Origin of the sequence: Pantoea sp. SORGH_AS_0659 (assembly GCF_031453915.1) — a bacterium.
Classification (GTDB): Bacteria; Pseudomonadota; Gammaproteobacteria; order Enterobacterales; family Enterobacteriaceae; genus Pantoea; species Pantoea leporis.
Genome location: NZ_JAVJAK010000003.1, coordinates 102509 through 126578, shown reverse-complemented (window position 1 = coordinate 126578; position 24070 = coordinate 102509). Strand labels below are relative to the sequence as shown.

The 24070-nt window shown below is 54.3% G+C and carries 22 protein-coding genes; 11 read left to right on the top strand and 11 right to left on the bottom strand.

What is annotated here, in order from left to right; genetic code table 11:
- Nucleotides 1-93 precede the first annotated feature (93 nt).
- Entirely contained in the window at nt 94-636 is a 543-nt protein-coding gene (locus tag Q3H59_RS21695) for a GNAT family N-acetyltransferase (protein WP_309837198.1), read from the top strand.
- On the opposite strand, the gene Q3H59_RS21690 is transcribed toward Q3H59_RS21695, so the two are convergent.
- Together Q3H59_RS21690 and Q3H59_RS21685 are read right to left on the bottom strand one after the other, a co-directional pair.
- Nucleotides 618-938, bottom strand: a complete 321-nt coding sequence (locus Q3H59_RS21690) for an AzlD domain-containing protein (RefSeq protein WP_008109204.1) — start codon at nt 936-938, stop codon at nt 618-620. The two genes, Q3H59_RS21695 and Q3H59_RS21690, sit on opposite strands and share 19 nt — an antisense overlap.
- Complete coding sequence (locus Q3H59_RS21685) at nt 928-1602, bottom strand: AzlC family ABC transporter permease (RefSeq protein ID WP_309837877.1); 675 nt, start codon at nt 1600-1602, stop codon at nt 928-930. The genes Q3H59_RS21690 and Q3H59_RS21685 overlap by 11 nt, the downstream gene beginning before the upstream one ends.
- Before the next feature lie 102 nt (nt 1603-1704).
- Between Q3H59_RS21685 and Q3H59_RS21680 the strand changes: the two genes are divergently transcribed.
- Both Q3H59_RS21680 and Q3H59_RS21675 read left to right on the top strand, forming a co-directional pair.
- Nucleotides 1705-2253 carry an XRE family transcriptional regulator gene (locus Q3H59_RS21680; RefSeq protein ID WP_309837195.1) on the top strand — a complete coding sequence of 183 codons (549 nt, stop codon included), beginning with the start codon at nt 1705-1707 and terminating at the stop codon, nt 2251-2253.
- A gap of 140 nt (nt 2254-2393) precedes the next feature.
- Nucleotides 2394-2915, top strand: a complete 522-nt coding sequence (locus Q3H59_RS21675; protein WP_309837193.1) for an N-acetyltransferase family protein — start codon at nt 2394-2396, stop codon at nt 2913-2915.
- Here Q3H59_RS21675 and Q3H59_RS21670 read toward each other — a convergent pair.
- The 4 genes from Q3H59_RS21670 to Q3H59_RS21655 are packed head-to-tail and all read right to left on the bottom strand — an operon-like array spanning nt 2912 to nt 7555.
- Nucleotides 2912-4315 carry an ATP-binding cassette domain-containing protein gene (locus tag Q3H59_RS21670; RefSeq protein ID WP_309837191.1) on the bottom strand — a complete coding sequence of 468 codons (1404 nt, stop codon included), beginning with the start codon at nt 4313-4315 and terminating at the stop codon, nt 2912-2914. The two genes, Q3H59_RS21675 and Q3H59_RS21670, sit on opposite strands and share 4 nt — an antisense overlap.
- On the bottom strand, nt 4312-5097 hold the full coding sequence (locus Q3H59_RS21665; protein WP_309837189.1) for an ABC transporter permease: 786 nt from the start codon (nt 5095-5097) through the stop codon (nt 4312-4314). Before Q3H59_RS21665 ends, Q3H59_RS21670 begins: the two co-directional genes overlap by 4 nt.
- Nucleotides 5094-6029, bottom strand: coding sequence for an ABC transporter permease (locus Q3H59_RS21660; RefSeq protein WP_309837876.1), 936 nt, complete (start codon nt 6027-6029; stop codon nt 5094-5096). Before Q3H59_RS21660 ends, Q3H59_RS21665 begins: the two co-directional genes overlap by 4 nt.
- Nucleotides 6029-7555 (bottom strand): ABC transporter substrate-binding protein, encoded by a 1527-nt coding sequence (locus tag Q3H59_RS21655; protein WP_405042328.1) that lies wholly within the window; start codon nt 7553-7555, stop codon nt 6029-6031. The genes Q3H59_RS21660 and Q3H59_RS21655 overlap by 1 nt, the downstream gene beginning before the upstream one ends.
- 167 nt (nt 7556-7722) lie before the next feature.
- Between Q3H59_RS21655 and Q3H59_RS21650 the strand changes: the two genes are divergently transcribed.
- On the top strand, nt 7723-7908 hold the full coding sequence (locus tag Q3H59_RS21650) for a tautomerase family protein (RefSeq protein WP_110867041.1): 186 nt from the start codon (nt 7723-7725) through the stop codon (nt 7906-7908).
- 151 nt (nt 7909-8059) lie between these two features.
- The gene (locus tag Q3H59_RS21645; RefSeq protein WP_309837184.1) at nt 8060-8800 is read left to right on the top strand and encodes a GntR family transcriptional regulator; all 741 of its coding nucleotides are present in this window, start codon (nt 8060-8062) and stop codon (nt 8798-8800) included.
- Here Q3H59_RS21645 and Q3H59_RS21640 read toward each other — a convergent pair.
- From Q3H59_RS21640 to Q3H59_RS21625, 4 genes are all read right to left on the bottom strand, one after another.
- A complete protein-coding gene (locus Q3H59_RS21640) occupies nt 8787-9767 on the bottom strand; it encodes a PfkB family carbohydrate kinase (protein ID WP_309837182.1) in 981 nt (326 codons plus the stop codon). The two genes, Q3H59_RS21645 and Q3H59_RS21640, sit on opposite strands and share 14 nt — an antisense overlap.
- Entirely contained in the window at nt 9754-10782 is a 1029-nt protein-coding gene (locus Q3H59_RS21635) for an ADP-ribosylglycohydrolase family protein (protein WP_309837180.1), read from the bottom strand. Before Q3H59_RS21635 ends, Q3H59_RS21640 begins: the two co-directional genes overlap by 14 nt.
- Before the next feature lie 11 nt (nt 10783-10793).
- Nucleotides 10794-12068: a nucleoside permease gene (locus Q3H59_RS21630; RefSeq protein ID WP_309837178.1), complete on the bottom strand. Its 1275-nt coding sequence runs from the start codon at nt 12066-12068 to the stop codon at nt 10794-10796.
- Nucleotides 12069-12251: 183 nt separating this feature from the next.
- A complete protein-coding gene (locus tag Q3H59_RS21625; RefSeq protein WP_309837176.1) occupies nt 12252-13628 on the bottom strand; it encodes an aldehyde dehydrogenase family protein in 1377 nt (458 codons plus the stop codon).
- Nucleotides 13629-14109: 481 nt separating this feature from the next.
- Here Q3H59_RS21625 and Q3H59_RS21620 point away from each other — a divergent pair, with 481 nt between their 5' ends.
- The 4 genes from Q3H59_RS21620 to Q3H59_RS21605 all read left to right on the top strand — a co-directional run bounded on the left by Q3H59_RS21620 (nt 14110) and on the right by Q3H59_RS21605 (nt 18779).
- Nucleotides 14110-15039, top strand: coding sequence for a RepB family plasmid replication initiator protein (locus Q3H59_RS21620; RefSeq protein ID WP_007886110.1), 930 nt, complete (start codon nt 14110-14112; stop codon nt 15037-15039).
- 642 nt (nt 15040-15681) lie between these two features.
- Nucleotides 15682-15807, top strand: coding sequence for a hypothetical protein (locus Q3H59_RS21615; RefSeq protein WP_255527839.1), 126 nt, complete (start codon nt 15682-15684; stop codon nt 15805-15807).
- 793 nt (nt 15808-16600) lie between these two features.
- Entirely contained in the window at nt 16601-17800 is a 1200-nt protein-coding gene (locus tag Q3H59_RS21610; protein ID WP_101761164.1) for an AAA family ATPase, read from the top strand.
- Between the two features lie 7 nt (nt 17801-17807).
- A complete protein-coding gene (locus Q3H59_RS21605) occupies nt 17808-18779 on the top strand; it encodes a ParB family protein (protein ID WP_110867047.1) in 972 nt (323 codons plus the stop codon).
- 447 nt (nt 18780-19226) lie between these two features.
- On the opposite strand, the gene Q3H59_RS21600 is transcribed toward Q3H59_RS21605, so the two are convergent.
- Nucleotides 19227-21155 (bottom strand): sigma-54-dependent Fis family transcriptional regulator, encoded by a 1929-nt coding sequence (locus Q3H59_RS21600; protein WP_309837172.1) that lies wholly within the window; start codon nt 21153-21155, stop codon nt 19227-19229.
- A gap of 274 nt (nt 21156-21429) precedes the next feature.
- On the opposite strand from Q3H59_RS21600, the gene ssuD reads away from it, so the two are divergent.
- On the top strand, nt 21430-22602 hold the full coding sequence (ssuD, locus tag Q3H59_RS21595) for an FMNH2-dependent alkanesulfonate monooxygenase (protein ID WP_309837170.1): 1173 nt from the start codon (nt 21430-21432) through the stop codon (nt 22600-22602).
- A 14-nt stretch (nt 22603-22616) separates the two neighbouring features.
- A complete protein-coding gene (locus Q3H59_RS21590) occupies nt 22617-24017 on the top strand; it encodes an FAD/NAD(P)-binding protein (protein ID WP_405042323.1) in 1401 nt (466 codons plus the stop codon).
- Nucleotides 24018-24070 lie beyond the last annotated feature (53 nt).

Below are 24070 nucleotides of genomic sequence, written 5' to 3'. Positions count from 1 at the left end.
ACGTTTTCCTCTATGCTAGTAATCCGTGGAGTATCACAGTAACAAAACTCATCAGGAAGATAACGCCGATCTCGGCTACAAAAGGTTACGACAATGCAACTCACTTCATCACGTTTGTTTCTTCGTCCGGTTGAACCCACCGATGTTCAGCGCCTGTTTGCCATCTATGGCGATCCTAAAACCAACATGTTCAATCCGGCGGGTCCGTTTCCCGATTTAGCCTTTGCAGAAGAAGTGTTAAATCGCTGGCTGGCGCACTGGCAATCCTTTCCCTTTGGTAACTGGGCAATTTGCCTGCGGGAACAGCCGGATGAGGTTATCGGATTTGGTGGTTTATCGGTGCGCGAGTTTGCTGGCAAGCCGGTAAATAATCTTGGCTATCGTCTGGCGAAAGAGGCGTGGGGAAATGGTTTCGCCACCGAGTTTGCACGAAGGGTTATCGCTTATGGCTTCGATGAATGCCAGCTTCCGGTTATTGATGCGGCGGTGCGTCAGGATCATATTGCATCACAGCAGGTACTGGAAAAGGCGGGACTGCGCTGTTACGGCCAGGTTCACGATGTTCCGGGCGCGCCCGCCAGTTTGGTATATGAATTACGCGCGCAAACCTGGCGCGATCAGGGCACGCCGAAGTAACGTAGCAACGCGGTCATTAGCGCGGCACCGATAATCACCAGGATTAGCGGTGTGCGGCGCCAGGCCAGAAACACCGCAAACAGCACGCCGGCGATGCGCGCCACGCCGGCAAAATGCGTGCCTTCAAACAGCGCGGTGGTAACGGCCACCGCCAGCAGCAAAACGGTGGCAGCATCGGATAGCATATTGCGTGCGCGATCCGACATCTGCATGCGGCTGCCCAGGCGATAACCGGCGAAACGAATCGCATAAGTGCCTACCGCCAGCAGCGCGATGCCGCCAATGATCAGATTATTTTGCATTTTTACACTCCCGCCAGCTCAGTAATCCCAGCAGTGAAAACAGCACCGGCATGCCCGCTGGCACAAACGGTGTCGCCAGCACAGACAGCGTGGTGCCGAGCGTAGCGGGGATCAGCGTACGACGCTGACGCAGCGCCGGGAATATCAGGGCAATCAGGATCGCTGGGAACACCGCATCCAGAGCAATGGCCGATACGTCGGGAATAAAGCGCCCGATCACCGCACCGCCAATGACCGACAGCGGCCAGATGGTGAAAATACCTAAACCGCAAATCCAGTACGCGGCACGACGTTGCGCCAGTTTTGGCTGGGAAATACCAAACACCACGCTTTCATCATTCATGATGTGGCATCCCAACAAACTGCGGCTGCCTTTACCAACCAGGTCTTTCACCGCAATGCCAAACGGCAGATGACGCGCGTTGACCAGCAAACCCGCCGCCGCCGCCGTTAACGGACTGCCGCCGCCAGCCACGATGCCGATAAACAGGAATTCCGACGCGCCCGCCAGCACCAGCGTTGATAGCGCAATCGGCACCCACAGCGGAAACCCTTCCGCTGCCGCCAGCGAACCGTAAGAGAGCCCGACAATGCCGTCGGCAAGACAAACCAGGAAAATGGCTTTTATTACTCCGCGATCAAGCGGTACTGCACCCAGACGCATCACAATTTGATCTCATATCGAACAGGAAAGCCGTTATAATGAACGCGCCAGAATCGTTTTACAAGACGAACAAATCGTTCGATATAAAGAACAGGAGAGGGTTTGACCACGCCAATTGATATTATTGCTGTCGGATTACTGCGCGAACGTCAGCGCGCGGGGCTTTCACTGACAGAAGTGGCGCGTCGCGCCGGCATCGCCAAATCTACGCTGTCGCAGCTCGAAGCGGGCAATGGCAATCCCAGCCTTGAAACGTTGTGGGCGCTGTGTGTGGCGCTGAACATTCCTTTCGCGCGTTTGATGGAGCCGGAAGTGAAGCGATTGCAGGTAATTCGCCGTGGCGAAGGCATGTTCGTCTCGGCGGAGATGGCGGATTATCAGGCGGCATTGCTGGCAAGCTGCCCGCCCGGCGGACGCCGCGATCTCTATCTGGTCACCAGCCAACCGGGCGCGCCGCGCGATTCAAAACCGCATCCGCCGGGCTCGGTGGAGCATGTGATTATCGCGCGTGGCCGGGCGCTGGTTGGGCCGCGCGATGCGCCGGTCGAACTGCATCCCGGCGACTACATTTGCTATCCCGCTGACGAACCGCATGTGTTCGAAGCCTTAGAGGCGGATACCATGGCGGTGCAGTTGTCGGAGCAGAATTGAGTGTCGGTGGGTCAGGTCGCCATAAATGGCGCCACTATGGAATTGCAGAGTGACCATCAGAATTTCCTATTATTAAATCCGATGATTCGCGTGCGGCGCGGTGGCATGCTGTGGTTTTCGCCGCTAAGAATCAGGAACATATGGACATTATTCCCGCCCGACCTCATCACGCCGCTGCCATTCAGAAAATCTACGCCTGGCATGTGCTACACGGCACCGCGACCTTTGAAACTGAACCACCTTCGGCGAGCGAAATGCTGAAACGCGTGCAGGATGTGCAGCAGCGCGGCGGTTTTTGGCTGGTGGCGCAGGAGGATGATCAGGTGCTGGGTTACTGCTATCTGGCGCCGTATCGCCCGCGTTATGCCTATCGCTTCACGCTGGAGGATTCGATTTACCTCGATCAGCAGCAAACCGGCAGAGGCATTGGTCGCGCACTGTTGCAAAAAGCCATTGCGCTGGCAGAAGCGGCGGGATTTCGCCAGATTATCGCGATTGTTGGCGATAGCGCGAATGCCGGATCGCTGGGATTACACCGGGCGCTCGGTTTTGAGCACACCGGTGTAATGAAATCAGTGGGATTCAAACATGGCCGCTGGCTGGATACCGTAGTGATGCAGCGTTCACTCGGTCACGGCGACAGCCAGCCGCCAGAACGTTAAGCGACTGCCTCCATCGCGATCATACGATGCGTGCCCTTTTCCAGCAGATCGCGATCGTGGCTCACCAGTAACACCGCGCACTGCTGCTCGCGCGCCAGCGAGGTGATGAGCTGGATGGTTTGCTGCTGCACCAGCGGATCCAGACGCGATGTAGGTTCATCGGCAAACAGAAATACCGGATCCAGCAGCATCACGCGTAACAGCGAGAAGCGCTGCAGCTCGCCGCCCGACAGTGAATCGGGACGACGCGTCAGCAGTTCCGGCGTCAGCGCCAATTGCTCCATCAGCGCATCCCGCCGCGTGGAGGCGATGCGATGACGGCGCAACACATCGTCCAGGCTTTGCGCCAGCGTGCGGGTCGGTGGGAACAGCGCAGACGGATCCTGATAAATCTTCTGGTATTTCAGCCCATCGACCGCCGCATGCCGCGTCACCTTGCCTTGCTGCGGGGTTAGCAGGCCGAGCAGCACATCGCCAAAGCTACTTTTACCGCTGCCGCTGGCACCGTGTAATCCAACGATTTCCCCGGCGTGCAGCCTGAAGTCTTGCGGCACGCCGAGCGATTTACCGCCGCGCTGCAAGCGGATGCCCTCAGCGCTCACCACCGGTTTACTGCCCATAACGGTTTGTTGCCGTGCAGGCCAGGCGGTGGGATCGGCGGCGAGTAATTCACGCGTATAGCGCTGCTGCGGTTCATGTAACACCTGTTCCGCCCTGCCCTGCTCAATCACCTTGCCTTTATGCATCACGATCACCTCACCGCCCAACTGGCGCGCCAGCGCGATGTCGTGGGTGATGGTGAGCAGTGTGCCGCCGTCGGCCACTTCCCGGCGCAGCAAAGCGGCTACTTCATCACGACGCGCCACATCCAGCCCTTTGGTTGGTTCATCGGCAATCAGTATCTCCGCGCCACCTGCCCGTGCGGCGGCAAAGGCGGCGCGCTGCGCCATCCCGCCTGAGAGTTGCCACGGAAAACGCGGCGCCGCGTCCTGTAAACTAAGCTGCTTTAAATCGCGCTGGGCCGACAGTGCGCTGGTGGATTTCGCGTTTCCGCGTACATAACGATAGCCTTCCGCAACCTGCTGCAGCACTGACATTGTGGGATCCAGCGACAGCCACGGCTCCTGCGGCAGCGACGCTAATGTGCGGCCCCATAATTCACGCAACAATCCGGCATCCTGCGGCAGGGTAAAACGCTGTTCGTTGATGATTAGCGTACCGCTGGACTGTAAATCGTCAGGCAAAATGCCCATGACCGCTTGTGCCAGCAGGCTTTTACCTGAACCGGTTTCACCCAGCAAGGTCAGCGGTTGTCCGGGCTGCAAGGTGAAATCAACCGGTTCCACCAGCGTGGCGCTGGCGGTTGTGACGCTGATGCCGATAACCTGTAATCCTTTCATTTACGCTCCTCTTTCATTAACAGATTCAGGCTGATCAACAGCAGAAACAGCGCGATTACCGGCTGCATTAGCAGCCACGGTGCTTCCCAGGCAAACGGCAGCAGTTCGGTCATCATCAAACCCAGTTCTGGCGTCGGCGGACGTACGCCGACGCTGATAAAGCCAAGCGCAGAGACCGCCATGATGGCGCTGCTGAACGAGAACAGAGTCAACGTGGTTAATACCGGCGCTAACGCTGGCCACAGGTGTCGGCGGAAACGGTAGAACGCCGAAAAACCGAGCAACTTTGAGGCCTGCATGCCGGGTGCCTGCACAATCGGGCGCAGGGTTGCGCGCGTGACGCGGAAGAACTCCACCCACAGCACCAGCGAAATCCCCAGCCACAACATGCCGGGAGAATCCGGCGCAATCGCCGCTAACAGCAGCACCAGCAGCAATCCCGGCAGCGCCAGACACATATCGCCGAGCATGCTGAGCAGACGATCCAGCCAGCCGCCATACAGTGCGCTGAATACGCCAGCCAGCACGCCCGCAAGCAGTGCGCTCATCACACAGAGCGCCGCGAGACCCAGCGAAAGGCGCAACGCGGCACTGAGGCGCGGCAGCATGTCGCGACCAAGATGATCAAACCCGAGAAGATTGGCGCCGCTCGGCGCGTGCAGCATTTGCAGCAGATCCTGTTCCAGCGGGTCGCCGTGATGAATCAGGGGCAGCAGGAAGGCGAAACCAAGCAGCAAGCACAACAGCAGCAGGCCGATAAGACGCGAAAATGAAATTTTCATGCGCGCGCTCCTCTGGGATCAAGCAGATGACAACCCGCATCCACCAGCATATTCAGCAGCACGAACAGCAGTCCGAGCGTCATGGCGCTGGCCTGAATCACCGGCACATCGCGGGCGAAGATGGCATGCACCAGCGCGTGACCAATGCCAGGCCAGGCAAACAGCGTTTCTACCACCACCACGCCTTCCACCAGCCAGACAAACTGCATGCCGAACCAGGTCAATACCGGCGATGAGAGGTTGCGCAATCCATGACGACGCAATAACGTTGCGGGCGCTAATCCTTTCTGCGCGCCCCAGCGGTAATAGCCCGAGTTGACAACCTGATACGTGGCTTCACGCACCACGCGCACGCCCACCGCGGTTAACGACAATGCCAGCGTCAACGATGGCAATAGAAAATGACGCAGCTCGCCATGCCCGGCGCTGGGCAGCCAATCGAGCTGCAGCGCCAGTAGGACAATCAGCAGCATGCCCAGCGCAAAATGCGGTACCGATTTCAGCAGTGCGCTCAGCCAGAATAATGCGCGGTCGAGCTTGCCATTGGCATGGCATCCCGCCCATATACCCAGCGGCAAGGTGAACAGTATCGTCAGGAAAAGCGATGAACCTGCCAGCGCCAGCGTTTGACTCAGCTGCCAGCGCAGTTCATCCATCACCGGTTCGCCGGAGACCAGCGAACGACCAAAGTTGAACTGCAGCAGATCGAATAGCCAGTGCAGCAACGCGCTGCCCTGCTGCAGCGAGTCACTTAGCTCCTGCTGCACCCGCGCCACCGCGCTGGCATCCACACGATCGTAGCCATAACGACCGCTGGCAATACGCCATGCCATATCGCCGGGCAAGGACTGCACCAAAAACCAGGTGAGTAGTCCCACCGCCAACACCACAAAAGCTGCCTGCGCTACGCGCCAGCCAAGTAGTTTGAACATCATTGCTCCCACTCCATCTGACGCAGACCAAAGTGGCGTTCAAACGGATCGAGCGTGACGTTTTTCAGCTTGCTGTTAATCGCGGCCGATTGCTGATACCAGGCAATCGGGATCACTGGCAGATCCTGCTGTAACGAGGCAGTGATCAGGTTACGTGCCTGCGCACGTTCTGCCGTGTCAGTGGATTGCGTTAAGGTGTGCAACGCCGCGCTAAAACCGGCCGGATGCCAGTTCATCGCGCCCCAGTCGCCGCCCTTTTCCGCATAATCCTGCAGTAACGTGCCGGTGGGATCAGGCGTGAGTGCAAAGTTGCGGGAAAACAGCGCCAGTTGTAGACGATTGCTGTGATGCTGCGCCGGAATTTCGCTGGCGTTGGTGGAGTTGATCTTCACTTCAATGCCGACTTTGCGCAGCTGCTGCTGGATAACCATCGCCATCAGCGGCAGTTCGGGACGATCGGGGAAGGTCAGCAGCGTCACACTAAAGCGCTGGCCGTTACGTGCTAACACGCCATCTGCACCCATTTTCCACCCCGCCGCCTGCAGTTGCTGTGCCGCCTGCTGCGGATTGAATTGCAACGGTTGCAATGCGTTGTTGTGCCATTCACCCATATTCGGCGGGAATAACTGACTGGCCGCGCCTGGATAACGCAATACCGCCATCGCCAGCGCGTTACGGTCAATCGCCATGCTGATCGCTGCACGCACCGGCTGTTCGGCTAACAGCGGATCGCCCGCATTCAGTTTTAGCATCAGTGTGCGCGGCACCGGAATGGCGGGCAGCTGCAGCGCTGGCTTGCGTGCTAAACGCTGACGGCTGGCAGCATCCAGGTTGAATACGTAATCCGCGTCGCCGCTTTCCGCCAGCAAGGCGCGGGTTTCGGCGCGTCCGGAAGAGAGATAGCTGGCGGCCGCAATCGCTGGCTTTTTGCCCCAGTAATCTTCAAAACGTTTTACTGCCAGCGATTGCGGTGGCTGGAATGACGTCAGCATAAACGGGCCGCTGCCGATGATGCGGGTGATGTTGCCCTGCACATCCCAGCTAGCCAACGCCAGAATCTGGGAACGGCTCTCTGCTAAAACCGAAAGCAGCGGCGTAAATGGTTCGCTCAAGGTGATGGTGACGCGTTGCCCTTCCCCGCTGATAGCGGTGATCGGCGTTTTATCCAGCAGCCCCGCCTTGCTGCGCGCGGTGTTGAGTGATTTCACCACCGCGGCCGCATCCAATGGCGATCCATCATGGAAGCGCACGTTGGGACGCAAATTCAATTGCCATTGCAAACCATCTGCCGACACCTGCCAGCTTTGCGCCAGCGCCGGAATGGGCTCGGCGCGTTCGTTCACTTCCACCAGCGTTTCCACCACATCCATTCGCAACAATATGTCGCCGGAGAGCGCGGGATCGGCGCCTTTGATTTCAAACGGTGCCGCAATGCGCACCGTTTTATCCTGATGTTCAGCCGCCATTGAGGCGTAAGAAGCCAGGCCTAACGCCGAAGCAATAAGCAAATTTTTCATTGATTTCATTAAGATTTCCGACTTAATCCGCTACATATTATGTGAGTTAATTACGTTATAACATAACAATACACATTTCAACACAGATTGCTGGCAAAGACGGGTGATTGACGCTGCGCGCAGTGCTTTCGCTGCGCTATGCTGAAAACTAACGTTTACTTTATGGAGCAGCAGAGATGCCAGAAATCGTTGTGTATGCGGCAGAAGGTCGCACGATTGAGCAGAAAAAGAAGTTGTTAAAAGCCGTCACCGCGGCGGTGGCTGATTCGTTTGAGATCGATGCTAATTCAGTAACGGTTTCCATCATCGAAACGCCAAAACATCATAAGTCGAAAGGCGGCGTGCCGTTTGATGAGCGTTGAGTCGGGTGTATGCCTAAAAGCCCCAATGGGGCTTTTATTGTTTTTAAAGTGATTATTCGTGATATTCATACTCATCGAGTGCTTCGCGAACGTCGAAATATCAGTATCATAGACGTTCTGCCGCTTACCAGGATAAGTGAATCCGCCCACTATGACCGACCAAACTCCACTATTTTCGCGGCTTACTTCTACCCTTGCTGATGACAGCCGCACGCCGCTGTACAGACGCTTTGCCACTGCGATCAAAGATGCGGTGCGTGATGGCGTGTTAGTGCATGAAGAGATCCTGCCGAGTGAGCGTGACTTCAGCCAGTCGCTGAACATTTCGCGCATTACCGTGCGTAAAGCCATGGATGCGCTGGAAAAAGAGGGCGTGGTATTGCGCTCTCGAGGCTACGGTACGCAGATCTGCAGCCAGTTCGAGTACTCGCTTAAAGAGCCGAAAGGCTTGTCCCAGCAAGCAGTGCTGCGTGGTAAAAAGCCCGATACCGTGTGGATTAATAAAAGCAAAATCCAATGCGACACAGCAATCGCTGAGAAATTGGGGCTGGACAAAGGCAGCGAAGTGTATTTGCTGAAACGCATTCGTTATGTCGATCAGCAACCGGTGTCGGTGGAAGAATCCTGGGTACCGGCGCGCTATATCACTAATGCGGATGAGATTGGCATTTCGCTGTACGACTATTTCCACCAGCAACAAATTCTGCCGGTAAAATCGCAAAGCAGAGTGAGTGCTCGCATGCCTGATGAGGCGCTGCAGCAGCAGATCGCCCTACCCGACAACGTACCTGTTTTGGTGATCAAGCAGCTGGCGTTAGATGCGCAGGGCAATCCGCTGGAGTACAGCATTAGCTACTGTCGTAGCGATATGTATGTGTTTATTGCGGAGTAAGGCGCTGTTGCCAGTACGCTGTTAACGTGGCGCGATCGGGCGCGCAATCGCCGCCGCGTTGTGACACCACAAAAGACGCCACCGCGTTGCCGAGCGCAACGCTTTCTGCCAGCGACCAACCCGAAGCTAATCCCGCCAGTAATCCACCCGCGTGGCTGTCGCCTGCGCCGATGGTATCGACCACTTTTGTCGGCAGCGCCGGCATCCAGCCCTGTGTTTCCGCGTTAACGAAACCGGCGCCTTCGTTATCAAGTCGCACCACCATCGCGCCGCCGAATCGCTGCTGCCAGCACGTCATTAACTGATGCGCATCAATGGGTTCTGTTTGATTCAAACGTTCATGCCACAGCAGTTCGGCTTCCTGTCTGTTCACTGTAATCAGTGGATGGCACGCCATAACGCGTTCGAACTGCGCATCACCGATATCCGCCAGACGCGGACCGAAATCCACCAGCAGCTGATACGGCTGGCTTTGCTGCTCCAGCCAGGCGATCAGCACATCACCGCTTTTGCTGGTGAGCTGATAGCCGGAAAGGTAGATCCAGCGATTGGCCGGCTGCGGCAACGTGTTCAGCAGCGCTGCATCCCACTGATTTTCCACGCCGCTGACTGACAGAAAGGTGCGCTCACCGTCGGGCTCCACTAACGCTAAACACCAGCCGTTATCGCCTTTAGCCGTTTCCAGCACGCTGTGAATGCCATATTCCGTCAGCTTCTGCCGCACAATGCTGGCCCAAGTGCCGTTGCCGAGCGGCAGCGCATTGATGGACGGGATGCCAAGCCGGTGCAGCGCAATCGCCACATTCAGCGCACAGCCGCCCACGTTGACGCCCTGCTGGTGGAGCTCAATATCGCTGCCACGATGGGGCAACGAGTAAGCATCAGCAATCACATCAACCACCGCCGCACCAATCACACACACCGGCAGGCGGCCTTCTAGTCTCTTCAGATCATCAGGCGTTAGCATAAGCGGCCTCGCGCTGCTGGCGGAAACGCGTGAAGGCAGCGCTGTAACGAGTGAAATCCAGCGCGTTAGCGGCATCCAGCTCGGCTTTCAAGGCAACGTCGATGCTGTCGATGCCGTGCAGCGCGCCGCAAATGGCCACCGCCATCGCGCCGATGGTATCGGTATCGCCGCCGAGGTTAGCGCAAAGGATCGCGCAGCGATTAGGATCGGTCTCGGCCAATTCCACCATCGCAATCGCCGCCGGTACCGATTCAATGGTGCCGGTGCCGGTGCCCACCAAATCGTAAATCTGCTGCATGGTGGATTCCACGCCCCTGCCCTGCGCGACCACGCTTAACGCCAGTTCGAGGCGTGCCGCCATCGACGCGCTAAAGGTGGTGACACGCTTTTCCTGCGCCGCGCGTGCGATCGCAGGCAGTTCATCGCGGATTGTTGCCCAGTCGGCACCGTCAATGGCGCGTGAAACAGCCCACGCAATCACCGTCGCGCCGGAAATCGCGACATCCGATTTGTGCGTAGGACTCGACGCCAGTGCGACGGCATCGATGAATGCCGGTAAATCGCGTGCTGGCAGCAGACAGCCGAGCGGTGACACACGCATCGCTGCGCCGTTAGTCATGCCGTTATTTTCCAGCTGCGACACCGGCGTGCCGGCTTTCATGGCGTTGAGCGCGATTTTTGAGGTCGGTCCAAGCACATTCTTGTTAAAGGCATCAAACGACTCGGCCCACTGCAAAATATTCGCACCAATGGTTTGGGCGTTGATCTCGCCGTCGTGAGTGACGATTGCATCAGCCAATGCCAGCGCCATCGAAGTGTCGTCGGTAAAGGCCGCCCGGCCAAAGTAGCAGGCGGCGTTGTTTTCAGCCGGACCGGGCAGGAAGCGATCGATCCAGCCAAAGTGCTGCTTCACGCGTGAGCGCGGCCACAATTCCGATGGCATGCCCATCGCATCGCCCAGCGCCTGGCCGTAAAACGTGCCTAAAATCCGTTTTTCTTGCGTTGTCATCGTCATGGTGAAATCCCTTATTTATGGCTGTCAGCGGTTGCTGAATTTTCGAAAGCGGTAAGTTCATCGCTACGTTTTTTTCCGTCGCGGAACAGGACGATAAAGGCGATGGTGATCATTACGATCATCACGCTGCCAAACATCCACATGCCGGCCCAGTTGAAAGTCTGCCCGTTGCGGGGTTGATCGTAGGCGAACATTTCCTGCATCAGATAGCCGCCAAGGCGATAACCGAGCAGGCTGCCGATTCCCTGACAAGCCAGCGTGATCAGCCCTTGCGCAGCATTACGCATCGCCACTGGCGCTTTCTTATCAACATAGATGTAAGCGGTGATGAAGTAGAAATCGTAGCTGACGCCGTGCAGCAGAATGCCCATGAACAGCAAGCCGTAAGTCAGCATGTTTTGATCGCCACCGAACACGAAGAACACGTAGCGCAGTGCGGCGGTGGTTAATCCCAGCAGCAGCACTTTGCCGATGCCAAAGCGTTTGATGAAGAACGGCAGCGCCAGCAGGAAGAAGATTTCCGAAACCTGGCCTAGCGTCATCCAACCGGTGGCGTGCGGTAAGCCGACTTCCGTCAGATAGCCTTCGGCAAAAATGTAGTAAAACGCCAGCGGCATGCTGAACAGGAAGGAGCAGACGAAGAACACGAGGAAGCTACGATCCTTTAGCAGATGCAGCGCATCCAGACCAAGCGCCACGCGCAGGCTGAATTTGCCGGTGCTTTTCGGCTCGGTAGCGGGCAACGTCAGGGCAAAAATTCCCAGTAACAGCGAGCTTGCGGCGGTGATCAATAACGGCACGTTGCTGGCTGAGATATCGCCATAGCCCAGCAGCGGCGGCAGGAAACCACAAATGATGCCGGACGCGATCCAGCCAAGGGTGCCCATGACGCGAATGCGCGGGTAATCACGCTCCACATCCGCGACGTGCGAAAACGCGATGCTATTGGTTAAGGCGATGGTGGGCATGTAAGTGAGTGCATACAGCAACAGCAGCGGGAAGAAACCGCCGAAGTGGGTTTGCTGAGCTGCGAAGAACATCAGAATCGATCCGACGATTGTTAGCAGCGACAACACTTTTTGCGCCTGGAAAAATCGATCGGCCAGCGATCCGACAAGGATCGGCGACAGGATGGCGGCTATCGAAGTACAGGCGTAACACCAGGCGATCTCAACCGGCGAGAAGCCGTTTTTGCTGAGAAATGCCCAGAGCGGTACAAACCATGCGCCCCAGATAAACCACTCAAGAAACATCATGAACGACAGTTTTGGGATTGTTGTTTTCATTTAAAAGGACTCCCCGGTGTAGGTGGAGGCAAATCTAACACCGGATATAATACCTTTGTAATACCACTGGTGGATTTTTTGAACTGGTCCACAACATTTTAAATGATGGGCAACGGTATGAGATGCGAGATATCTGGGGGCGGAGGATGGGAATAAGGGCGCGCCTGACGCGCCCTGTGATGCTTAGCGGCGGTTTTTCCATACCGTCTGAATATTGCAGAATTCGTGGACGCCAAAGCTCGATAGTTCACGACCATAGCCGCTCTTCTTCACGCCTCCAATCGCAACTCGCGGATCTGACGCACCATTGCCATTGATAAATACCGCGCCGGTCTCGAGTTTTTCCGCCAGTTCGTTGGCCAGCGCTTCGTTGCCGCTCCACACTGTTGCACTCAGCCCAAATTCGCTGTCATTAGCCAGCTCAAGGGCATGTTGTGCATCACGAGCGACACTAATTGCTGCGACCGGGCCAAAGATTTCCTGCTTGAAAGCTGTCATGGCTGGCGTGACATCGGCGAGGATCGTCGGGACGTAATAGTTGCCTGGGCCGTCAATTTTATGGCCGCCTAATACCAGACGTGCGCCTTCCTTGATGGTCTGCTGCACTTGATTATCCAGCTCGTCACGCAGATCGTAACGCGCCATTGGTCCGATGTAGGTATCTTCTGCCAAAGGATCGCCGATCTTCAATGCCTGTACCGCTGCGCTGAAACGCGCCTCAAACGCTTCTGCGACGCTTTCTTCAATGATGAAACGCTTGGCTGCCATGCAGACCTGTCCTGTGTTCTGATAGCGTCCTGTGACCGCTGAGGCTACTGCAGCATCCAGGTCTGCATCCGCCAGCACAATAAAAGGATCTGCGCCGCCCAGTTCCAGCACGGTTTTCTTCAGTACCGCACCGGCTTGCGCTGCAATTGCACCGCCTGCACGCACGCTGCCGGTTACCGCTACAGCGGCAATACGTGGATCTTTGATCGCGGCCGAAACGCCATCGTTATCGACGTTGATCACGGTAAAGCCGCCTTTAGGCAGTTCGGTGGCGTCAAAAAGTGACTTCATCAGGTTGGCGGATCCCATTACGCTCGGCGCGTGCTTGAGCACGTAGGTATTGCCTGCCAGCAATATGCTGACTGCGCCGCGCAGAACCTGCCAGTAAGGGAAGTTCCATGGCATTACAGCAAGAATCACACCAATCGGGCGAAATGACTGCCACGCTTGCTGGTTTTCCACCAATGTTGGTTTGTCGGCAAGGATCGTCGGACCGTTCTCTGCATACCAGTCACACAGATTGGCGCATTTCAGTACTTCAGCACGTGCCTGAGCGATAGGTTTGCCCATTTCCAGCGTGGCCATGGTTGCCAGCTCATCCTGACGTTGGCGGATCTGTTCTGCCAGTTGATGCAGCACTCTCACTCGCTGTGGCATTGAGGTATAGCGCCACTCTGCATAGGCATCAGCACTTTGCTGCAATGCGGCTTCCAACTCGGCTGCGCTCTGTAGCGGATAGCTTGCGAGGATGTCGCCGGTAGTAGGGTTGCGGGAAATAACGTTGTCAGTCATGAAATATAACCTCGTCATAAGTGATGTGTTGTTCGATGAAGTTCACTTTACGCCGGGATAAAGTTTCTTAAAAATGAATAATAATGAGGAAGTTGTTCATTTATGAAGAAGAATAAGGATCCTGATCGCACATAACTGATGATTTGGTGGGATCAAAGGGGATGTTATTGCAATGGAGCTGTTTTAAACATTTTGCCGGTCTAAAGCCGCGTCAGTCCGGGCGTTATTAAGTTATACAGTGAATAGATCTTAAAGAAAGATCATATAGAGATCTTAAAGAGATCCTAAGAGATCCCCGATCGTCGCAGGCCGCACCCCACAAGGGCTCAGAAGGTGATCGCGTTCACTATAATGAGTAAAGTGTTCACTGGAGTCAGTAGTTTATTCACTATAGAGAGTAGAATGTTCACTATAAACAGTGTTAATGTTCACTGTAATCAGAAAACGACCCTTTTCATCCACAGAATGAAGATCTCAGGCTATGGCAGATAAAGAGAGTGAAAACAAGGCGTTACTCGAGCCTTTTCTGTCGGTGACAAAAAATAGCGGTGAAGTTATTCAACTCCATCCCAATAAAAATAACACCGTACAACCGGTCGCTTTAATGCGCCTGGGTCTGTTTGTTCCTACATTGAAGTCCACCGCGCGCGGTAAATCAGGCGCAATGGCATCGACCGATGCAACGAAAGAGCTGAAGAACCTTTCTTTAGTGAAATCGGAAGGCTATGAAAAAATTACCATTACCGGCGCAAGGCTGGACATGGATAATGATTTCAAAACCTGGGCCGGTATTATTCAGTCTTTCTCGCGTTATCCTTCTAAGGGCGACACCGTGACGCTGCCGTTTATCGATTTCGTCAAGATGTGCGGGATCCCGTCGGCAAACTCTTCGGCTGCGCTACGTAAGCGCTTAGATGCCTCTCTGCGACGCATTGCGACCAATACGTTGTCCTTTGAAGGGAATGGCAAAGCCTATCACACTCACCTTGTGCAATCGGCGTATTACGATCGTGAAAAGGATCTGGTGCGCATCCAGGCCGATCCAAAGTTATTCGAGCTCTATAATTTCGACCATAAAGTGTTACTGCAGCTGCGAGCCATTTCGCGTTTAAAACGTAAAGAATCGGCTCAGGCGTTGTATACCTATCTCGAAAGTTTGCCAACGAATCCGGCGCCCATCTCTCTGGCGCGTTTGCGTATGCGTTTAAATCTGGGCTCGAAAACCACCACGCAAAATCACGTGGTGCGACGTGCGATGGAGCAGCTCAAAGAGATCGGCTATCTCGACTATTCGGAAGTGAAACGTGGCCGTTCGGTGTTCTTCATCATCCACAGCAGGACGCCGAAACTCGACGGCATCAGCAATCTCGAAAGCATCGATTCGCTGGAAGATATTGAGTTCGAAGAATGATGTTGCCCGCTTACTGTAATCAGTAATTCTCCTTAAGCTGTGTCACTTTTTGAGCAAAAGTGACACATGCTCTATCCGCTAACATTCACTGCAATCAGCTGTCCTCACGTGATTCACTGTAATCAGTAACGTTCACTGTAATCAGAAACCTTCTGCTTTTATTGTGTCTTATGCGATGTTTTGCACCGCGTTGTAGCCTTTCTAAGCTACTTACAAGGATAGTGAGTACTTACAAGGGCGGTGACGCAGTACTTAACTTCCTTTTTTCACTGCCTCTCTACTGATCACAGTGAACGTTTGTTTGAGCGCTCGCTTTCACTGATTACAGTGAATGCCAATTACAGGCTTCATACTGAATACAGTGAACGTTCAAATGCAACTTAATGATTTATAACCATTAAAAAAGTCTGTTTCAAATTGATTCACTGTAATCAGCAGTTTGACTGTGAATACAGCCAGTAAAAGTGACAGGGTTGGTCACTAAGCTGATTACAGTGAACGTTTGGTTTGCCTTCTCACTACAGTGAACTGAAACGTGAGACGTTCGTGCTGACGCTCATATACCGCTTGAACAACATGTCACGCTGTCACTGATTACAGTGAACGTTACCAACTCGTCCCCTGCCCTGCCAGGTTTGCAGCATGAAACAAACTCGCTTAGCGCATCGTTTTTTACTGAATACAGTGAACGTTGGGCGTTTTAATCAGCAGCGTGTTTTACTGATTACAGTGAATGTTGTTGACGACATTCTGGGTATTTCGCTGTAACGCATATGGCGCTTCCAGGCATATCAGCTTGTCGGCAAATAACACTCTACTGATTACAGTGAACGTTTGTCTTATCATGCTTGTCGGGCTGTACTGATTACAGTGAACGTTCTGTATAGCGTCATAACTTTTACTGATTACAGTGAATGTTCTCGGTCTGGCCAAATTGACTTACTGATTACAGTGAACGTTTTATCGCAGTGCGACAACGTCTACTGATTACAGTGAATCTTTGCCGATGAAGAGTACAAGGCTTTTACTGATTACAGTGAACGTTTGGCGTTATGTGAAAACGTCGCGAGGGTTTGCTGATTACAGTGAACATCTCACCAGCATGGCACTATCGTTGCTCTCTCGCCTGTTTTTACTTCCAGGCATCATCTACTGATTACAGTGAATCTTCAGCCACCGCTCGCTGATTACAGTGAACCTTTTACTGATTGCAGTGAACGTTTATCTACGACGCTTATCAGCTTACTAACTACAGTGAATATTCCAGCAATTTTGGTCGCAAGCCCCCTTCTCTTTTCTCTGTTTAAAAGTATACAGAGTAGAAACCGGCTACTGAATACAGTGAATCTTTGGGCCTTTGAACAAGATTTCAGCGGTTCAATATTGAACAAAAAACCGGGATGACTAAATTACGAACGCTGATTACAGTGAATCTTTGCGTTAAACCGCTCTTAATCAAGGTCTTTTCACATAACTTATTCTTCCTGAGCAGAAGAGATATATTTGCCTCATGTGCTGGATTTATGTATAAAGTCATAAATCCTACATGTGTGGAGCAAGTATGGCTAACGATGAGAAGCAGGTTCTGAAGGTCGCACAACGTTCAGAAAGAATGCTGATGAGCCTGACTGAACAGATTCAGGCGCAGAAAGAAGAATTGCGGGAAAACACGTTCTATCAGGTTTACGCTAAAGCGGCGTTAGCCAAACTGCCCAAATTGACGCGTGCGAGCGTGGATTACGCTGTCAACGAAATGGAAGAAAATGGTTATCCGTTCGATAAGCGTGCAGCGGGCAGCTCAACCAAGTATGCGATGTCGATTCAGAACATCATCGATATCTATCACCATCGCGGTGTGCCCAAGTACCGCGATCGCCACCATGAAGCCTTTAGCATCTTTGTTGGCAACCTCAAAGGCGGCGTTTCGAAAACGGTCTCTACCGTTTCGCTGGCACACGCATTACGTGCGCATCCGCATCTGCTATTTGAAGATCTGCGTATTCTGGTCATCGATCTGGACCCGCAATCTTCCGCCACCATGTTCCTGAACCATCAACGTTCAGTGGGATTAGTAGAAGCGACCGCCGCACAAGCGATGCTACAGAACGTCAGCCGCGAAGAGTTGCTCAACGAGTTTATCGTTTCCTCGATTATTCCGGGCGTCGATGTGCTGCCGGCGTCAATTGATGACGCCTTCATTGCCTCGCGTTGGGAAGAGTTGTGTGCCGCTCACCTGCCCGAGCAAAACATCCACGCGGTGCTGTATGACAATGTAGTGGCCAAGCTGAAGAAAGATTACGACTTTATCTTTATCGACAGCGGCCCGCATCTTGATGCCTTCCTGAAGAACGCCATTGCTGCTTCAGACCTGCTGATGACGCCAGTGCCGCCCGCGCAGGTGGATTTCCACTCCACGCTGAAGTACTTAACGCGTTTGCCGGAGTTGATTGGCATCATTGAAGAATCGGGCGCAGCCTGCCGTTTGCAGGGCAACATTGGCTTTATGTCTAAACTGTCGAATAAAGCGGACCACAAGCTGTGTCACAGCCTGGCGAAAGAGATTTTTGGCGGCGATATGCTTGATGCTGCATTGCCGCGTCTGGATGGCTTTGAGCGCTGCGGAGAGTCGTTTGATACGGTTATCTCAGCCAATCCATCAACCTACGTGGGCAGCACCGAAGCCTTAAAGAATGCGCGTTCAGCGGCGGAAGATTTCGCGAAAGCCGTATTTGACCGTATTGAATTCATTCGCCTGAACTGAGGTTACTATGAGCGCAAAAAGAATCACTATTGGCCGAACTTTCAGCCAGACACCATTGCAGACTGAAGAAAGCGCCGATGGCCATTCTCAGACATTTATTCTGGCGACGGGTAAACGCGCCCTGTTCACGCTGGAGCACATCCCGGCGAAGGAAATTGAAGAGAAAACCTTCGTTAAGATGGAAACCAATGGCCGCGATCAGTCTGGCCTGACGCCAGAATCGCTGCGCGACATCATTCGCACCATCAAATTGCAGCAGTTTTTCCCGGCGATTGGCGTAAAGCGTGACGATCGCATTGAGATTCTCGATGGTTCACGCCGTCGTGCAGCGGCTCTGCACTGCAAAACTGGGCTTGATGTGTTGGTTACAGACGTGGCTATCTCGGCGGAAGAAGCGCGCCGTTTAGCCCAGGATATTCAGACCGCGCGCGAGCACAATCTGCGTGAAGTGGGCATGCGTCTGCTATCGCTTAAAGAGAGTGGATTGTCGCAGAAAGAGATTGCGCAAAGCGAAGGCTTATCGCAGGCCAAGGTAACGCGTGCATTGCAAGCGGCAAGCGTGCCGCTTGAGCTGGTAACGCTGTTCCCGAATCATTCAGAGCTGACCTATCCTGACTATAAATCGCTGCTTCAGGCGTATGAGAAGCTGCAGGAAACCGGACAAACGGTTGATGCCCTGATCGATACTATCGGTATGGATGTTGATACCGTATGCGCGCGCGATGGATTGGCCGAAGACGAAGTGAAGAATGGCATTCTGCGTTTAGTGCGTAACGGTAGCCAGACGCTGATTCAGTCACCGGCAAAAGATAAAACCGTGGCGACGCCATTATGGAGTTTCGCCGATAAAGACCGCTTTGCGCGTAAGAAAACGCGCGGACGCATGTTCAGCTACGAGTTTAATCGCCAGTCAAAAGAGTTGCAGGAAGAGCTGGATAAGGTGATTAACGAGACGCTCAATAAGTATCTTAATCAGTAATTGAAATGCCGCCTCCGGGCGGTTTTTTTATGCCCTTCTCAATGCCTCGCCAGCGCAATTTCATCGCTAACTGTATGAAATATAGTTTATCGCCGCGGAAATTTCAGCCTGAAATCGCCACTGTTTTAGCCAGCAGCTCAAGGTATCCATTAATAAATCACCAATACCGATTAACTGACTGCAGCCAATTTAACCAGCTGTGCGCGAAAGCGACAACAGTCAGCCACAGCAGAATTGCCGTCCAGCCAGCGAGTGAAATGTCATCTGCTCGCCTAATCGATTTCGTCTCTATTGTTATGAAATTTAAGGATTTTTAGCTAAAATTTCAGGCTGAAATCGCCAATTAACTTTTAGTTTCAGCGATCATCAAAAATCCCTAAGCGAGATTAGCCAGATGATATTCAATGATTTATCCACAGAAAACGTGGATAACTTTCAAGGCTCACATTACTCAATTAACGTTAAAGCTGATGAAAATTGCCAGACCGCATCGCGCACGCGCACCGGTTTATTAATCAGCCCCAACGCATAAAAGCGATCGGCGATGGTCTGCTGCTCTTTGATTACTTCGAAGGCCATCGCACGTGTTTTGTGGCTGCGGCGAGTCAAGGCACGTTCAACTGATGCGATTTCCAATCCCAGCTCCTGAGCCAATAACATTGATGCTTCGTGGCGATGGCTATCGATGAACAAACCCGTTTGTTGCAAACTCTCCACCAGCTGTCTGAAGATGTCATCGTGCTGTTCAACGTAATCACGCCGCGCCAGATAGAACTGATGATTACGTACGCGCCCATCACCATTGACCAAAACCCGCAGCTCGGGATTGCTCTCAGCAGCGCTGAGCAACGGATCCCACATCATCCAGGCATCAACCGAAAGATAATCACTGGCGGTGAGCGGATATTTCGGCGGCGTATACACCACTTTGAGTTCATCCAGACCAATGCCCGCTTCCTCCAGTAACTGCAGCAGTAGCCAGTGAACGTTCGAGCCTTTGTTAACCGATATGCGCTTACCGCGCAGATCGCTGATGGTACGAATATCGCTGTCATGCGGTACCACGATGCCAACGCTGCTCGGCGCCGGCGGCTCCCACGCGATATAAGTCACTGCATTGCCACTCGCCTGAGCGAAGATTGGCGGTACTTCACCGGTGGTACCAAAATCGATTTCGTTGTTTTGCAGCGCATACAGCAGCTGTGGCCCGGCGGGAAACTCACTCCACAACACGCTTATGCCTTGCTGAGCGAAACAGTGTTCCAGGCTTTGACGGGCTTTCAATACGCCAAGATTGCCAAATTTCTGGTAGCCAATGCGCAGCTCACGCTCCTGCGTCCCATGCACATTGGATGTCGATGCAGTTACCGGCGATTTGCGCCGTCCTTTAATCATTCCCTGATTCGCCAGATGCGTGCGTAAAGTGTGGCGGCTAATGCCTAATAGCGCCGCGGCCTGGGTTTGATTGTGATCTGTCATCGACAGCGCGTTGCTAATCAGGCTGCTGATAACGCGATCAAACAGTTGTTGCGGCTGACTGGTTAGCTGCTGCTGAAGAAAACTGTCGAGCGTTGAATCGTTTGACTCGTTAAAGCCATGTTCACTGTAACCAGCAAGTCGCAGCTGTGCGGGCGTCAGCATCTCTTCACGGCTTAGCAATACGGCGTTATGCAGCGTGTTCTCCAGTTCACGGATATTGCCCGGCCAGCTGTATTGGCGCAGCGCTTCAAGCGCATCAGGAGAAAGACGCCGTGCCGGGCGCCCTAAACGTCGTGCGTAGAGGGCGAGGAAGTGTTGCGCCAGCAGCGGAATGTCTTCACGACGCTGACGCAGCGGCGGTAATGGCACCACCGCAATATTCAGCCGGTAGAACAGATCTTCTCGGAAGCGTCGCTCGCGAATCGCCTGCGCCAAATCCACATGCGTAGCCGCGATAACTCGCACATCCACTTTGATCGCTCTACGCGAGCCCACGCGCGTAATCTCACGCTCCTGAAGCACGCGCAGCAATTTAACCTGCAGTGAAGGGCTGAGCTCGCCAATCTCATCCAGCAGCAAGGTGCCGCCTTGCGCTGATTCAAACCAGCCGGGATGTGACTGCGTCGCACCGGTAAAAGCGCCTTTCTCATGGCCAAACAACTCGGCTTCAGCCAGGCTTTCTGTCAAAGCACCGCAGTTAACCGCGAGAAAAGGGCCATGACGGCGTTGGCTGTGATGATGCAGATAGCGCGCCACCACCTCTTTACCTGTGCCGGTTTCGCCGACAATAAGAACGGTGGCATCCGTGGGCGCGAATTTATCCAGCAGCGATTGAAACGCCAGAGAAGCGGGATCGACTAAGCGCGGTGAGTCGGTGTGGTTATAGGTGGTTAACATGGTATTGAGTCCTGTAACGAGCATATCGTTAACCTAAATGCTCACGCTGACTATTAACACCATATAAAAAGCATAAGCAGTTGCATATGCAGCAATAGCTGTTGCGCCAGAGTTGCAAATGCAACTGTTTTGGTTGACGGCGACAAGGCTAACCGCCTGAAATACGGCGATTCGCGCCAGTTAACAACCTGGCACGCTTTCTGCTAACAGCTATATAACCAAATAAGCAGTTCAAAATGATCATTTTTTAATAAAGTTATATAGGAAAAGCATAATGGCCGATTCCGCGAACGATAAAATTAATGTCTTCTGGTTTTTACCGACGCACGGTGATGGACGCTATCTTGGCACCACGCAAGGCGGACGCCCGGTCGATTTACCCTACTTACAGCAAGTGGCGCTCGCCGCCGACAATCTTGGCTTCTATGGCGTATTAATTCCTACCGGCAAAAGCTGTGAAGATTCCTGGCTGGTGGCCTCTGCGTTAGCGCCGATCACCAAACGTCTGCGCTATTTAGTGGCGGTGCGTCCTGGCCTGCAGCCGCCAACGCTGGCAGCCCGCATGGCGACCACGCTTGATCGTCTTTCTGAAGGGCGTTTATTGATTAACGTGGTGACCGGCGGCGATCCGATTGAGAACAAAGGCGACGGCATTTTTCTCAACCACAGTGAACGTTATGAAGTCACCAAAGAGTTCCTCGACGTCTACAGCCGCCTGATGCGCGGCGAGAAAGTGGATTACGAAGGCAAACACATTCACGTCGAAGGCGCGGAAGTGCTGTTCCCGCCGGTGCAGGAAAAGGGTCCGCCGCTCTATTTTGGTGGTTCATCTGAGGCGGCGATTGATGTAGCAGCGGAACAGATCGATACCTATCTCACCTGGGGCGAGCCGCCAGCGCAGGTTGCTGAGAAGCTGGAAGTGGTGCGCGCACGTGCAGAGCATCGCGGACGTAAACTGGAATATGGCATTCGTTTGCATGTGATTGTGCGCGAGACCGAAGAAGAAGCCAAAGCGGCGGCAGATAAGTTGATTGGTCATCTTGATGAAGAAACCATCGCGCAGGCGCAGAAAATCTTTGCGCGTATGGATTCCGCCGGTCAGGCACGAATGAGCGCGTTGCACAACGGCTCGCGCGACAACCTCTATATCTCGCCAAATCTGTGGGCGGGTGTGGGTCTGGTGCGCGGAGGCGCGGGCACTGCGCTGGTCGGCAGCCCGGAGCAGGTGGCTGAGCGTATCCGCGAATATCAGGCGCTGGGTGTCATCAACTTCATTCTGTCCGGTTATCCGCATCTGGAAGAAGCGCATCGCGTGGCCGAGTTGCTATTACCGCTGCTACCGCTGGCTAATGCGCAGCAGCAGCGTGAGCGCACCATTAACACTGGCCCGTTTGGTGAAACCATTGGTGGCGATAAGCGTCCGTCAAAACAGACGAGCGCCAGCTAATGCAGGAGAAGGCAATGGCACGGGTAATCATTGTTGGCGGTGGCTTTAGCGGCACAGCGCTGGCGATTCATCTCGCACGAACCTCATCGAGCAGATTACTGATTACAGTGGTCGAACCGCGCGCCAACCTCGGTGGCGGCGTTGCCTATTCCACGCAGGAGCCTTCGCACCGCATCAACGTACCCGCTTCGCGCATGCAGTTAAGCGGTGAAGAGCAGGGCGCGTTTGACCGCTGGTATCGCCAACAGCCGGAATGTTCACTGGACTCAGTAGTGCACTGTGAAGACGGCGCAGTTTATCCGCAGCGCAGCCTGTTCGGTCGCTATCTGGCAGAACAGTTTGCGCAAGCTGCGCAGGCGTATCCGCACGTCACGCTGCGCCATGTTCAGGCCAGCGCCGTGGCCTGGGAAGGCGAGCAGCTGTTGCTCAGCAACGGCGAAATGTTGCGGGGTGATGTACTGGCGTTAGCGATCAGTCATCCGCCACCATCGTTGCCGCGTGCGCTGCAACCGTTCTCGGCGCATCCGGCGCTGATTGCCAATCCGTGGCAGCACAGCGTATTAGACGCCATCGATCCTCAATCCTCGGTGGCGATTATCGGTACCGGCTTGAGCATGGCGGACGTGGTGGCTTCATTGGGCACCAGACAGCATCGTGGCCCGTTAATCGCCTTCTCACGCCGTGGACAGCTCTCGCGCGACAACCTGAGCGGTGAATGGCCTGAATGGACGTTAGCCCCGCAACAAGCGTCCAGTGCGCGTCTGTGGCTGCGACATATCCGTGCCGAAGTCGCGCGTGCCGCGGAACAGGATTTGCCGTGGCAGCGCGTGCTCGATCAGGTGCGCGTGCAAGGTCAGGATATCTGGCAATCGCTGCCGCTGCGCGAGCAGCAGCGCTTTGTTCGTCACTTGCGCTCGTGGTGGGATGTGCATCGCTATCGCATCGCGCCGCAGGTGTCAGCGGTGATCAGCGCACGTCGCCAGCAGGGCAGTCTGAAGGTGCTGGCCGCGCGCCTTAGCGACATCTCCAATGTCGGCAAGCAGTTGGACATCACGCTACGCACGCGCGAGGGCGCCAGCGAAACCCATCGCCTCGATCATCTGATTGTCACAACCGGTCCCGGCCATGAAGCCTTAACCGCCAGCCAGCCGCTGCTGCAATCGCTCAGCCAGCAAGGGCTAATCCGCGCTGACCTGCTCGGTTTTGGTATTGATGTCGATAGCCAATCGCACACGCTCAATGTTAACGGCCAGCCCAACGCACGACTGTTTGTCGTCGGTCCCGCTGCGCGTGCGCGCTTCGGTGAACTGATGGGATTGCCGCAGGTTGCCGATCACGCCGCCGCTGTGGCGAAACATATTTTACAAGAACTGCAAATCGCTCCCGCCGAGCGATGTCCCCCTTCAGCGCTTTAATCTCTCAACATCCTAAAAATTAACTGACGAACGCCGGGTCGTAACACGATCAC